The sequence below is a fragment of the Idiomarina abyssalis genome (assembly GCF_900116625.1).
GTDB classification, from domain to species: domain Bacteria; phylum Pseudomonadota; class Gammaproteobacteria; order Enterobacterales; family Alteromonadaceae; genus Idiomarina; species Idiomarina abyssalis.
In genome coordinates, this window is the sequence record NZ_FPBE01000006.1 from 1 (window position 1) to 12,681 (window position 12,681).

14 protein-coding genes are annotated in these 12,681 nt (G+C 46.3%); 8 read left to right on the forward strand and 6 right to left on the reverse strand.

Going from position 1 to position 12,681, the window contains the following annotated elements; translation table 11 throughout:
* Window positions 1-18: 18 nt before the first annotated feature.
* Window positions 19-1,166, reverse strand: a protein-coding gene (locus BM359_RS10395; protein ID WP_143441137.1) for an IS3 family transposase whose coding sequence is annotated in 2 segments (ribosomal slippage) — window positions 19-929 and window positions 929-1,166 — 1,149 coding nt in all. Because the reading frame shifts where the segments join, the coding sequence is not laid out codon by codon here.
* A gap of 32 nt (window positions 1,167-1,198) precedes the next feature.
* A complete protein-coding gene (locus tag BM359_RS10405) occupies window positions 1,199-1,465 on the reverse strand; it encodes a hypothetical protein (protein ID WP_054489389.1) in 267 nt (88 codons plus the stop codon).
* Between the two features lie 563 nt (window positions 1,466-2,028).
* Between BM359_RS10405 and BM359_RS10410 the strand changes: the two genes are divergently transcribed.
* The 5 genes from BM359_RS10410 (at window position 2,029) to BM359_RS10430 (ending at window position 5,986) form a co-directional block, all read left to right on the forward strand.
* Entirely contained in the window at window positions 2,029-2,589 is a 561-nt protein-coding gene (locus BM359_RS10410; protein WP_143441144.1) for a hypothetical protein, read from the forward strand.
* A 450-nt stretch (window positions 2,590-3,039) separates the two neighbouring features.
* The gene (locus BM359_RS10415) at window positions 3,040-3,552 is read left to right on the forward strand and encodes a GNAT family N-acetyltransferase (protein WP_054489386.1); all 513 of its coding nucleotides are present in this window, start codon (window positions 3,040-3,042) and stop codon (window positions 3,550-3,552) included.
* A gap of 107 nt (window positions 3,553-3,659) precedes the next feature.
* Window positions 3,660-4,037 (forward strand): hypothetical protein, encoded by a 378-nt coding sequence (locus BM359_RS10420; protein ID WP_054489384.1) that lies wholly within the window; start codon window positions 3,660-3,662, stop codon window positions 4,035-4,037.
* Between the two features lie 306 nt (window positions 4,038-4,343).
* Window positions 4,344-4,664: a helix-turn-helix domain-containing protein gene (locus BM359_RS10425; protein WP_054489382.1), complete on the forward strand. Its 321-nt coding sequence runs from the start codon at window positions 4,344-4,346 to the stop codon at window positions 4,662-4,664.
* Complete coding sequence (locus BM359_RS10430) at window positions 4,661-5,986, forward strand: type II toxin-antitoxin system HipA family toxin (protein WP_054489379.1); 1,326 nt, start codon at window positions 4,661-4,663, stop codon at window positions 5,984-5,986. Before BM359_RS10425 ends, BM359_RS10430 begins: the two co-directional genes overlap by 4 nt.
* Before the next feature lie 12 nt (window positions 5,987-5,998).
* Here the strand turns inward: BM359_RS10430 and BM359_RS10435 are convergent, their stop codons facing one another.
* The 4 genes from BM359_RS10435 to BM359_RS10450 all read right to left on the reverse strand — a co-directional run bounded on the left by BM359_RS10435 (window position 5,999) and on the right by BM359_RS10450 (window position 8,196).
* Window positions 5,999-6,523, reverse strand: coding sequence for a CC0125/CC1285 family lipoprotein (locus tag BM359_RS10435; RefSeq protein ID WP_054489376.1), 525 nt, complete (start codon window positions 6,521-6,523; stop codon window positions 5,999-6,001).
* Window positions 6,524-6,690: 167 nt separating this feature from the next.
* Window positions 6,691-7,041, reverse strand: coding sequence for a VOC family protein (locus tag BM359_RS10440; protein ID WP_074930863.1), 351 nt, complete (start codon window positions 7,039-7,041; stop codon window positions 6,691-6,693).
* Window positions 7,042-7,076: 35 nt separating this feature from the next.
* On the reverse strand, window positions 7,077-7,373 hold the full coding sequence (locus BM359_RS10445) for a HigA family addiction module antitoxin (RefSeq protein ID WP_054489372.1): 297 nt from the start codon (window positions 7,371-7,373) through the stop codon (window positions 7,077-7,079).
* 103 nt (window positions 7,374-7,476) lie between these two features.
* Window positions 7,477-8,196, reverse strand: a complete 720-nt coding sequence (locus BM359_RS10450) for a DNA ligase (RefSeq protein WP_082332151.1) — start codon at window positions 8,194-8,196, stop codon at window positions 7,477-7,479.
* A 148-nt stretch (window positions 8,197-8,344) separates the two neighbouring features.
* Between BM359_RS10450 and BM359_RS10455 the strand changes: the two genes are divergently transcribed.
* The 3 genes from BM359_RS10455 to BM359_RS10465 are packed head-to-tail and all read left to right on the forward strand — an operon-like array spanning window position 8,345 to window position 12,678.
* On the forward strand, window positions 8,345-10,729 hold the full coding sequence (locus tag BM359_RS10455; protein ID WP_054489370.1) for a TonB-dependent receptor: 2,385 nt from the start codon (window positions 8,345-8,347) through the stop codon (window positions 10,727-10,729).
* Window positions 10,730-10,741: 12 nt separating this feature from the next.
* Window positions 10,742-11,446, forward strand: a complete 705-nt coding sequence (locus BM359_RS10460; protein ID WP_174507664.1) for a response regulator transcription factor — start codon at window positions 10,742-10,744, stop codon at window positions 11,444-11,446.
* Complete coding sequence (locus BM359_RS10465) at window positions 11,443-12,678, forward strand: sensor histidine kinase (protein WP_054489369.1); 1,236 nt, start codon at window positions 11,443-11,445, stop codon at window positions 12,676-12,678. The genes BM359_RS10460 and BM359_RS10465 overlap by 4 nt, the downstream gene beginning before the upstream one ends.
* Window positions 12,679-12,681 lie beyond the last annotated feature (3 nt).

Below are 12,681 nucleotides of genomic sequence, written 5' to 3' on the forward strand. Positions count from 1 at the left end.
TGGACTTCCCAGCTTTTACTAGACAGTCTGTAGATTCTCAAAGTACGCCTTTTCAAAGTTAGCAGGTGATACCCCGCCTGTATGAGAATGACGCTTTTTGGGATTGTAAAACATCTCGATAAAATTAAATATCTCAGTCTTCGCTTCGTTCCTGCTCGGGTAAATCTTCTTCCGGATGACCCGCTTTTTAAATGTGGCAAAAAAGCTTTCAGCAACAGCGTTGTCGTGGCAGTTCCCACGTCGGCTCATCGATGGTATTAGGTTGTGCTCTTTCATGAATGTCAGGTAATCAGAGCTGCCATATTGGCTGCCCTGATCGCTGTGTACCAGAACTTTCTCTTTCGGGCGTCGCTGATAAACCGCCATCAGTAATGCTTTGATAACCAGGTGTTTATCCATATTTTTGTCCATTGACCAGCCGACAACGCGTCTGGAGAACAAGTCGATAACCGTTGCCACGTAAAGGAAGCCCTCGTAAGTGCGCACGTAGGTAATGTCGCTTACCCACGAAGTATTCGGCGCTTTCGGGTTAAACTGCCGTTCTAAGACATTGTCTGCCACCCGGCCAGGCTTACCGCCTTTGATATGCCGGCGCTTATAGCCGATTTGAGCTCTGAGTTTATTGAGACGCATGATCTTAGCAACACGATGGACACTGCATTTTTCACCAGCTTCACGTAAGTCTTTGTGGATCCAGGGGCTGCCGTAAGTGCCGCCACTGGCAATGAAGAACGCTTTGATGCGTTTTAAAAGTCTCGCGTCTTCTATGGCTCGATTGCTTAAAGGCTTCTTTAGCCAGGCATAGAAACCACTGCGGTTCAGTTTCAACACCCGGCACATGGCTGAAACAGAGAACTGATTTTGATGATCACGGATAAAGGCGTACTTTACTCGGACTCGCCTGCAAAGTACTTTGCGGCCTTTTTTAATATATCCCGTTCCTCCTTAACGCGTTTTAGCTCGGCCTCAAGCTTTGCTATGCGCAGTTGTTCATCGGAGGATTTATTGATTTTATTGTCCTGACCGTATTTAGCACGCCAGTCGTAAAGTGACTTGACGGAAATGCCCAGACGATCAGCGACGTCATAAACAGAGTGACCGCGCTCGGTGACCTGCTTGACGGCTTCAATCTTGAATTCTTCGGTATACCGTTTGCCTTTGCTCATAAACACCTCTAGTTTAAGTTACATTGTAACTGTTAAAAGTGTCTAGCAAAGTCTGGGAAGTCCACAACAACACACCCTAAAACCCATATAGATCTTTTATGTTGTCTATCTTCCAATTCAAGATCTAGCTTTTCTTGTTCGGCTTTGTTCTTTAAATATTCATTTGCAGAGGCAAAACCATTTTCGGTTACATTTTCTATGGTTTGGGCTATCTTCTCGATGTTTCTCATTCTAACATCGAGCTGCTCTATATTAGTTGGCAAATCACTTCTTACTTCTTGTAATTCCTTTTCGCACATGCTCAGTTATCCTCTAACAGCGTACAATACCTAATCTTAATCTTTATTATGTAACTGACATTAAACGACTTAAATACACAACACAATAACAAAACGTGCAATATTTCTGAGGTAATTCTGTCGTACACCTTTAACGCCATCCAATGTTAATAATTACAGTGCGATTAGCCTTTAGTTTAGGTAGGCAGCGGATCGTAGCATAGAAGAGCCAAAGCTCCGTTCTTCGCTCCAAGCGGCCGTTCGTTGGTTTAACTATTATATCTAGTTATCTGTTTCTCTCTCATGCATAAGACCTAAAGACTCCAATAGGCGGCTTCATACTTTCCTCTGCAATAAATTACGTTTTTTATTGTCTTGTATACATGGTTCGTTTAATGTCGATTAACGCATAACCACAGCTACTTATCGCGCAGTCGTTAGGGTTTCGAGTGGTTTTTGATTTACCAATAGTGTGTCTTGATAACGGTATTCTTCTGCTGACCTATGAGTCAGTACCCTATTATTAAGCGATTTACACCACCTGCATGAAAAACACATGAATGTTGTATAAAGGGGAGCTTAAAGTGATAAAAAAGTTGTCATTGGTGTTGATTCTTGTCTCGCTTCCGGTGCTGGGATGGTCGTTCGCAAAACCAGTTAGACTACTATTTCCGCATTTAAACGGCATGAAATGTAACAACTCGATTTGTGTTGAGTACACAAAAGAAATGGAAAAGGTCGAAGAGTTGTACGGATCTGCTTTCGATGCAGTCTCTTCTGCTGGAGTGCCTCTTCGCTCAAGGCCCGTATTTGTATATTGCTCTACTTTAGAGTGTTATCAGTCATTCGGAGGAGGCAGTGAGCGGGCCATTTCATATCCTTTTCTTGGTACGGTAATAGCTCCCGAGTCTTGGCAAAGTCACATTACCCAGCATGAATTGATTCATTGGTTTCAATTTTCCGAAATTGGTGCTGTTTCGACCATGATGAAACCGGAATGGTTTAGAGAGGGAATGGCTTATGTTTATAGCAACGCGCCCGAATCAGATATTCCTGAGCACTACCTACCCTTGATGGAAAGATATAAAGATTGGCATTCTAAAAAATCATGGACGGAAGTTATTGAGCAGGCGGGTGAACTCTGACTTGAATAGCTTATCCACCATACTCAATTCTACAAGAGTGCCATATCCCTTTATATTCGATCTCTAAAGGCCTGATTTAACGTCAGCTTTGAGCGAAGAGCGGACCTTGGGACTTTCAGCCTACTCCAACTAGTGAGACTAGCCGTCCCATTATTCGTCAGTGTGGGTGTCGCTAGCGGTGCACGGCACATTCACGTCGGCAATGTTGCGCGTGTTGTTGTGTTGTTTATTTAAGTCGTTTACTGTCAATGACATAACAAAAAATGAAAGTTGGATATTGTGCGCTAGGTAGAGTGTAACTGAGCATTCTCAAATTGCCTTTGCTAACTCGGGACCTTTCAAGTCAGGAATGCCTGCTTGATCCGTAAGTTAAGAACCGAAAACTATCAATTGGACGAGTTTCTAAATGCGCATGCACAATATACAAATGTTAGGTCTAAGGAGTAACCTATGCACGATATGTATATCCCAAACAATGAGCTTTCAGAATGGATAAACGAAAGTGATGTAATTAAGAATGCGGTCTTAAGGTGTTATAAAGAAACTATTTCGGATATGACAAATGATGTATTAAATGATCCTCGTTCTCGTCATAACCACCATATTGTTAACCCTGATTTTAACCAAAACCCTAAATACATTATGGGTTTTTTTCCTGATATGGAGAACAATCAATTCATTTTATCTTCGTTATACGTTTTTCCAGAAGAGCGCGGGAAAGGTTTTGGCAAAAAATTAGTAAATGCAGCTCAATCTTACGTAACTGATAAAGGCTTTATTCAAGTTGCAGTTGAAGAGCCTGAAATAAAGAATTTAGATAATTTTTATAAGAAACTTGGTTTTATTACCACCGGCGACAAAATACGTAATGACATAGGCAAGGTATACCAAGACTATTTTTGGTCAGGAAAAAAAATTGCCCTTAAAAGAGTTGGCAACCGTATTGGTGTGCAACCTCTTTAGACCTAACAAGTCATTTCAGCAGGACAAAAAACAGCTGGTTTTTGCTCGTGCCTCGCTAATTTTATTGCGTCTGAATGAGGCGTTAAGCATAAGGAGTAATTCATCTAATGGAACAGTTTTTAAATATTCTTCTTGGTGCAGCAATAGCTAGCATAGTTCCCATTGTGACTCTTGTTTTGGGCCAAAGACGCTGGAGATCCGAGAAGAAGATTGAGTTATTAAGAGCTAAACATGATCGCCTAGAATTGATGTATTCAGATATTTTATCGAGAATGCATGACCCTATCGTTAATAGTGTCTGGCCATCAGATATCACTAGTAAAATTTCAGTCTATGGGTCAAAAGAAGTCAGAAAGATTTACTTTGACCATATCGAAGATAAAGAAAAAGATGACTCTAAAAAGAAATTGTTTTACCTAGATCTAAGCAACGCGTGCAACAGGCATCTCCATGAAGTTCAAGATGAGCTAGAGGCTCAACTATAAATACTTAACAAGCCGCTCAAATACGTTCCGGCCACAAAAAAATGTGGCCTCCACCGGACTCGCTAACGTTCGCCGTTTAGCGGGGAGTTAACGTCCGCTCATGGAACGAAGCGGACTATCAATTCATACTCAAATCAAGTGTTATTAACAACCCTGTTAAAAATTTTTATAGCCCTCTTAAAGTCTTTTAGTTTTAATTAAATACCTTGTAATCCATATAAGGGCTTTTATATAAATATAATTACGTCCCTTAAATAGTCTGCTACAATCTAATCATCAGTTTAAAGTCTATTTAAGGTTCTTTATATGAATTCTGATCGTGTTTCAGCACTCATTGGTCAGCGAGTCAGGCAGTATCGGTTGAACCAGGATTTAACTCAGGAGGACTTAGCTACCTTAGCTAATGTCTCACTGAATGCCGTTAAGTCCGCCGAGGGTGGTAAAAGCACCTTACCGACCTATGTCGCTATTCTTCAGGCTTTGGGTCATATCGACAATTTACTGGCCGCGTTCCCGGACGAGGGAGTTTCTCCTGTGCAACTGCTTAAAAGCAGCACCAAACAGAAGAAGCGAGCGAGCGGTAAAACGCGTGTTAAACCTGCCGATGACAAGGAGCTGGACTGGTGATTAATACCATTGAAGTTCGCTATAAAGGCGAGCCTGTCGGTGCCTTAAGTTATAACAAAGGCGACACGGCGGCGCGGTTCGAATACTTATCTGAATTTGTCGAAAAAAACATTCCGCTGGCGCCTTTAACCATGCCTGCCGAGAAGGGAAGAATTTATTCCTTTCCGGGGTTAAATTGGGATACCTTCAGAGGCCTGCCGGGCATGCTGGCAGACTCTTTGCCCGATGACTTCGGTAATGCAGTACTGAACCAATGGGTTGCGCAACAGCCCGATCGAACCGAGCCTTTGAGCCCGCTTGAGCGGCTTCAGTATACCGGCGAGCGGGGCATGGGCGCTCTTGAGTATCACCCCGCACGGAAGAATCAAACCAACGCCAAAAACAAAGACATAGAGCTCGAGAGCTTAATGAGGTTAGCGCAGGAAGTGCTCGATGCACGAAAGGGCTTTCGTCAGCGCACCCACTTTGACGACGCGGCAGACAAAGAAATGATGCAGGCCTTATTAGCGGTTGGCACCAGTGCAGGTGGGGCGAGACCAAAAGCGGTACTGGCATTTAATAAAGACTTCAGCCAGGTTCGCTCCGGGCAGGGACTTGTGCCCGAAGGGTTTGAGCATTATCTGCTGAAGTTTGACGGAGTAAAAGAGCGCGACCCGTCTCAGCAAACTTTTGGCGATCCGCTCGGTTACGGTGCCATGGAGTATGTGTATTACTTAATGGCCACGCAAGCCGGCATTGATATGATGCCATGCCACCTGCTGGATGAAGGCAACAGACGCCATTTTGTGACCAAACGCTTTGACAGAATAGGCAATGAGAAAAAGCACATTCAAACGCTTACCGCTATTAAGCACGTGAACTATCACGACATTGGCGCGTTTTCTTATGAAGAGCTGTTTCAGGTTGCCCGACAGCTGAGGTTGCCACGGACGGACGCTATAGACTTGTTCCGCCGTACGGTGTTTAACCACGTAGCAACCAACCACGATGATCACTCCAAAAACTTTGGTTTTATGCTGGAGGACAAGCAATGGCGGTTGAGCCCGGCTTACGACGTTGCCTTTAGCTATAAACCCGGAAACCCCTGGGTAGAGCAGCACTGGATGTCGTTAAATGGCAAGCGCAGCGGACATACCCGCGCCGATTTTTATGCGCTGGCAGACGTTCAGTTACCAAAGGTAGAGCGCAAAGAAATTGATGCCATTATTGATGATGTGATAAACGCGGTGTCTCAGTGGCGGGAGTTAGCCACTGAACATGAGGTGCCTAAAGCGCTTGCCGACTCAATAGACAGGCACCTCAAGTTGAAAGATTTTGCCTAATAAGGTTGTTTACTAGGAGCCTTCTGCTTTTGGTTTAAGGTTTTCATGCACTTCGCTGGCATCGAAAGTTGATTCTGAGTCCGGTTGCTCACCTTTACCGAACTTAATGCTCATTATGGCTTCGACTTCGCTGTCGCGATTACCTCCTACAAAGACACCCGTTTCATAAGATGTTGATGGCCTGGTAGTGGTGCGGCACGACAATATGCCACATTCGCGAACTTGCTCGTAACGACGAGTAAAACCTACTTGAGATGTATTCTGTGTCTGCTCTTTGTCGACCAGAGTTTCACGGCTGGAAACAGTAAACCAGTCGTAGTCATTTTGTAAGGTCAATTCAGCTGCGCGAAGCATAGCAAAGTCCATTGCTTTTTCAGTATCGGAACCTTTCGCCTTAAAGTGAACCCGGTATTGGGTATCGCTTAGCTGGCTTTCCTTATAGCCGAAACCGTTATCTTCTGCCTGACGGTACTCAGGCGAACTTGAGCATGCAACTAATGCTATTGATGAAAGTAAAGCAAGTGCCCAATATTTCATAATATTGCCTCCTCATTGAGTGAGTTAGGTCAAAAACCTATTTATAGACTAGGTAAACTTTTGATAAATAGATTGGTATTTTCGAAATTTTTACGGCGGTTGACGCTGCTAAGGCTAACCAGTGGGCAGATGAGTTACTATGAAATGATTTATGTGCCGGAGTCTTATTATTCTGACCATACTGCGTACTCATTCCCGCTAGGGCAAGTAAAAAGAAAGCGGCGACCACCGAGAAAATCAAATATCGGCTTAATGATTTTACCGCCTGCGTCTTCAACGCTTTTTAAACTTTGTTCGAGGTCTTTGCTGTATAACACCACCAAGGCACTGCCGGTTGAGGTTTGCGCCACCAAATCAGATTGGTAAAAGCCGCCATCGAGCCCGGCATTTTGAATAGCAGAGTATTCTGGACCATAGTCGACAAACTCCCAGCCAAAGGCCTGCTGAAAAAAGCGCTTGGTTGCATCAAGGCTCCGCGCCGGTAGTTCAATGTAATTAATTTTGGTTGAGCTCATCATATGCCTCGCTTAGGGCTTTTTGAAAAACGATTTTGCTATGCAACGGTAAGATCAAGCTTCTGAACCTTATCTAAACTTAAGTTTTTTCCAGCATGCCATAAGTCGTATGCATCCTGCATCGCTAGCCAACTCTCTGGGCTTCTGCCCAAAGCTTTCGATAAACGTAACGCCATTTCAGGGCTTATGCCACTTTGGCACTTCAAAACTCTGTTTAAAGTGGAAGGGGAAACATTAAGTTTTGTCGCTAAATACCGACAACTCAAGCCAAAAGGCTGCATATAGGTTACTAGAATAAATTCACCAGGATGGACAGGGTTATGCATAGTAGACATCAGTGATAAGTTTTGATCATGAAAATATCAGTGTAGCGTGTTGCGCAACGGTGTCAATTTGTAATTTATTTCTATTTTCGGCATATGCGTTCTGTACTGGGTTCTATTCATCCTCTACGTTTTCCCTAATTCGCAAAAAACTGGCAAAGCGTGGCACGCCATTATTGGTGTAGCCGTGGTACTTGTAGGTAATGATACTCCTGACAGGTGGCGGGTTAGCGCGTTCTGCATCTGTAAACCCAGTACCAATAGAAAATTCAATGCCTTGTTGATTTCGCACGCGTAAAGCGCCGAGCATACCGGTATATTTGCCTTTGCCCGGTAAATGGGCGATAACCTCGGCCTCATCGTCGAAATAGGGTTTTAACTTCAATAAAGCGTCGCTCCTGCCAAACTGATGAGGTGCCGTTGCCAAGTGTAGCATCAGGCCTTCTGCGCCCTTTTCAACCATAGCTTGCAAGTGTTTGCTTAACTCATGGTTGGAATGAAACCGTTGCTGCTTAACCGCTTTAATATGTTCAGTGTTTATTTGCCCAATTAAGTTCGAATAGTTTTTGTATCGTTCTTCGAAAGGCAGCTGAGCGTCAGGCATATCAAACACCATATACTGGACTTCGCGCCAACGTTCTTCTTCTGGTATTTGCGTTCTGACAATAGAGCTCAAGTCCTCAAAGTTCTGACGCTTTGTCCATAGCTCACCATCAAGCCAGACGTCAGGTAGTGGTGCAGTAAACCACTCAGGAGCTGATATTTGGTTGCCTTGCCTCTTATCTTCTATGGAATACAGCGACCCTGCGCTAGCGTTTGGTGAAGATGTTAGCACTACTTCCTAAAGTTGGCTGCGTGGTGATGACGTACTATCAGGTAAGTAAAGCCTAGGTTCAGGCCGGCGACTTTTTAGTCACATTCCCTTTGCTAGTCTATAAGCTCCGAATTAACTCATTAGGGCGGATAGCTGGAGGAATAAGAAAATGAGCAGGCATTTGAAACAGGTATGGCTGTTAGTGCTGTGGGGGCTTTTAATGAGCTTTCCACTTTTTACATACGCAGCAGAGGACCCCGGTGCGCTGACTTTTATCATCAAAGATCAAAAGACTGACCGGCCACTATCAACTGTGCAGATTACGCTCACAGAACGCGAAACCAACTCCAGCCAGTCGGTAGAAACTGACTCTCAAGGTCGCGTTGTTGTTGATGAGCTCGACCCCGGTCTTTATTCCGTCAACGTATCCAAAGATGGGTTCGCTTCAGCTTATGAACCAAGTATCCGTGTGATCACGCGTAAAAATGTCAAAATTGAATTCGAACTTATTGAACAGGCAATAGAGCGAGTCTTGGTTCAAGGGCAACGAGCCGAAACCTATGCTTCAGCCAGCAGCACCTATTTGGACAGAGAAGCCTTGCGCAGTGCGGTGGGCGGTGGTGCCGACCCGTTACTGTCGCTGGACGGTTTACCGGGTCTGGCATCGGCCAGTGAGTTCGCAAGTTTTAGCGTACGCGGTCGCGGACCCAGAGACAATTTACTTTTTGTTGATGAATTTCCTTTTGATAAAGCCATTCATTTTGATGCGACTCTTGGCGAAGAAGAGGATGTTGGCGGTGGTGGCCGCTTCTCGATTTTTGCACCTAACGTGATAAGTGGTGCCGAGTTTTCGCCAGGTGGCTGGAGTGCCGCCTATGGGGGCCGAGCTGCATCGTTACTTAAACTGGAAGTCGCAGATGGCAACCCAAGCCCTTCCGCAAGTTTTCGTTATGACCTTGCGGGCTATGAAGTCGGCTATGACGGCCCCAGTGGTATCACAGACGATGCAACTTTGCTGGTTTCTGCCCGCCGACTGGACTTCGGTTCCCTATTTGAAACCATTGAAGAGTTAGACATTGGTGAACCGGTGCTAAGAGACGTCATCATCAAATCTGTCACCCCTATTAATGATAAACACACTTTAGAAGTTCTGCTGATAGACACTCATGAGGACTACACGCGCGGTGTGACGCACGTTGCCGAGTCACCAAATTTTGAAGATACGGCGCTGCAAGACTCCGAGCAAGATAGCGATTTATATGGCCTGACATTGCGCTCATGGATTGGGGAAGATTCAGTTTGGAATAACAAACTTTATTACCGTAAAAGCGACAAAGTGAGCTCTGAGGGCGAGGCGTTTCCTGAACGTGTTCCAGAGGGGGCTCCAGCGTCCAGTTTCCCGGTGCGTGAAAACATTATCACCATCGGTGAGGGTGAAACGGAAATTGGCTGGCGCAGTGACTTCGAGACAATGAACTCGTGGGGTGTATTAAGTGCCGGTGTTCGGTTAACTCAGCTTGAGCTGGATTACGATACCGTTTTAGACGGTGACTGGATCCGGTATGTTTATGATAGTGATGATTTTAGACCGAGCCCGGATCAAAAGTATATTGTGCTAACGCCAGAGAACATCAACTCGTCATTAAAGCGCAAAGAAACGAACTATGCCGGTTATGTCGAGCAGGTTTTTGAGCAGGGCGATTGGGATGTCAGCGCCGGGCTGCGGTTAGAGCGCGATGGTTTTGCCGATGAAAGCCTGGTATCGCCCCGTTTCAGTGTTAATTGGCGGCCCAGTGCAACCGTAAGATACTTTGCGACGGCGGGACTTTTTCATCAGTCGCCACGCTTTTTAGAGCTTGCCGCAAATGAGTCGAACAACCTTGAGAACGAGGAAATCATACACAGTAGTGTCGGTGTTCAGTTCTTCCCCGGTGATCGTTGGTCTGTGTTAACAGAAGCTTATTATCAAAGCCTCGATAATCTGGTGGTTGATCTTGACCGCGCAAACGGAACCTTTGCAAACAACGGCGAAGGATCATCCTATGGTGTCGATATTGTCGCTAACGGTATGATTACCGAAGGTTTGTACACGACCGCGACTTACTCGTATAACGACGCCGTTGTTGACCGTAAAGACGGTCGCGGTGACGTGGCGGCTGAGTTCAGCCGTGAGCATGTTGCTACGCTAGGCCTGACCTGGGAAATAAACGATCGCTGGAAAGTGGCTGGACGATACAAGTATTTGTCCGGCCGGCCCGATGATAACTTTATTATCCACGCTGACGTGCTGGGGCCGGGGCAACCTTTGCGCTACTCTAAGGAAATTACAGAACGTAACATTGGTCGTAAAAGTGGCTCGGGCATATTTAATCTTCGCGTAGACTACCGACGTGCAATTGGTCCTGTCGATGTGACGGCTTTTCTGGATGTTATCAACGTAACGGCGGCGTCTTCGAGTGACGACACCGAGTTTGATTATCGCCGGGGCGTGCAAGTGGATGATGATAGTGAAGCGGAGCCGCTGATTGGCTTGCGATTCGATTATGCCTGGTAAGGGGAACCAAAAATGGGACAGGTGCTTGCGCCGACGCCGATTAGAGCATTAATTGTCGAAGACAACCGCGATATTTGCGGCAACATTGCCGGGTACCTGGAAAAGCATAATTATGTCTTAGATTTTGCTTATGATGGTCCAAGTGCGGTGGAGCTGGCGCTGTCGAACGCCTTCGACGTTATTGTTTTGGATTTGATGCTTCCAAGGATGGATGGGCTAAGTGTGTGTCAGAAGTTGCGTAACGAAGCCGAATTAGAAACGCCCATTTTGATGTTAACAGCACGGGATACGCTGGACGATAAGCTCGATGGGTTTAAGGCGGGAGCCGACGACTATTTAAGCAAGCCATTCGAGTTACAAGAGCTGCACGCGCGTCTGCAGGCACTCTGTAAACGTAACCAGAGAAAAACTACGAATTTATTAACCGTGGCAGACTTAACGATGAACCGATCCACGCTGCAAGTGCATCGGGCGGGAGAGCATATTGATATTACGCCTGCGGGTATGAGGCTGCTGCAAAAATTAATGGAGCAGTCACCGTCTGTTGTAACGCGCGATGAGCTTGAAACACTGCTGTGGGCAGACGAGCGTCCTGATAATGATGCGCTTCGCTCACACATGTACAAGCTGCGTCAGCTTATCGATAGGCCGTTTGAGCGACCGCTTATTCACACGGTACACCGTATCGGCTATCGCATTGCAGAGGAACCGGAGTGACCTACCGTCATAGTTTGCGCAAGCGTGTCGCTATTGCATTTGCGGTCTGCGTCGCCGTACTCAGTGTGGTTTGGGGGTTCGCCTTCTTCGCTGCAATTAAGTTAAGTGAAGACCGTGCAATGACGCAGCAACTTCAGGTTGCCGCCGACAGTTATCCTGCTGTGACGATGAACCCTCGTGGCTATGATGACATCGACAGTTTGCCGGAACCGCTTCGGGACTGGGCCCGATCTCACCCTGAGGAGGGAACCTATGAATTCACGGCCGACGAGTTTCATGTCGCGGTAATACCTTCCGACAATGAACTGGGGCGTGCATTTGTGGTGTACGACGTTGCCGGAATTGAGGCTGAGTCGTCAGAGGATTGGTGGTGGCTGCTAATTATATCAGGTGTTGTGGGTACGCTGGGTGTGCTCGGTTTTGGACTGGGCGTTATGGTTATTCGCAGAGCTGTTGCTCCGGTTGCGGAACTTGCCAAAGTTGTCGCGGGCATCGACCTGGAAAATTTATCGGCTGGCGACCATAAGCGCATAGAGTCAAGCCGCTTCGGCGATGACGAGGTGGGTATGCTGGCCGAGACTATCGAGAAGACGCTTGAGCGAATCAGCGCGTTTGTGGTCAGAGAGCGAGACTTCACCGGTTCTGCCAGCCATGAGTTACGAACGCCAATAACGGTTATTTCGGGCGCGCTTGAACTGTTGGAGCAAAGTGATTTGTCAGCGGCTGATGTGAAGGTGTTAGACCGGGTACGGCGTGCCACACGCGAAATGAAAACCACCGTTGATATGTTTTTATGCCTTGCTCGCGAAACCGATGACGAACGCTATGACCAGCAGTTCTTAGTCGCGCCGGTGGTAAGCCAGGCAATAGAGCAGCAGCGCCATCTACTGAACGGGAAAAACATCGGGGTGGATATCGATGAGCTTGCGAATCCGAGCGTTTTTGGACATCCGCAAGCCTTCTCTATAGCCGTTAATAACCTCGTGCGGAACGCGTTTGAGCATGCCTTTGAAGGCCGCGCAGCGGTTACCGTCACTATTAAAGAACACGAGCTTTTAATTGCCAACCAGAAGAGTCGCAACACCGATGAGCTCTACGCTTCCACCGAAACCCCTTCGTCACATGGGTATGGCCTGGGTTTAGGAATTGTTCAACGATTGTGTGAGCGCAATGGTTGGGCGTTTTCATTAGTTATTGAAGAAACATGTGTTGCCGCGCGTCTTTCCTGGTGACAG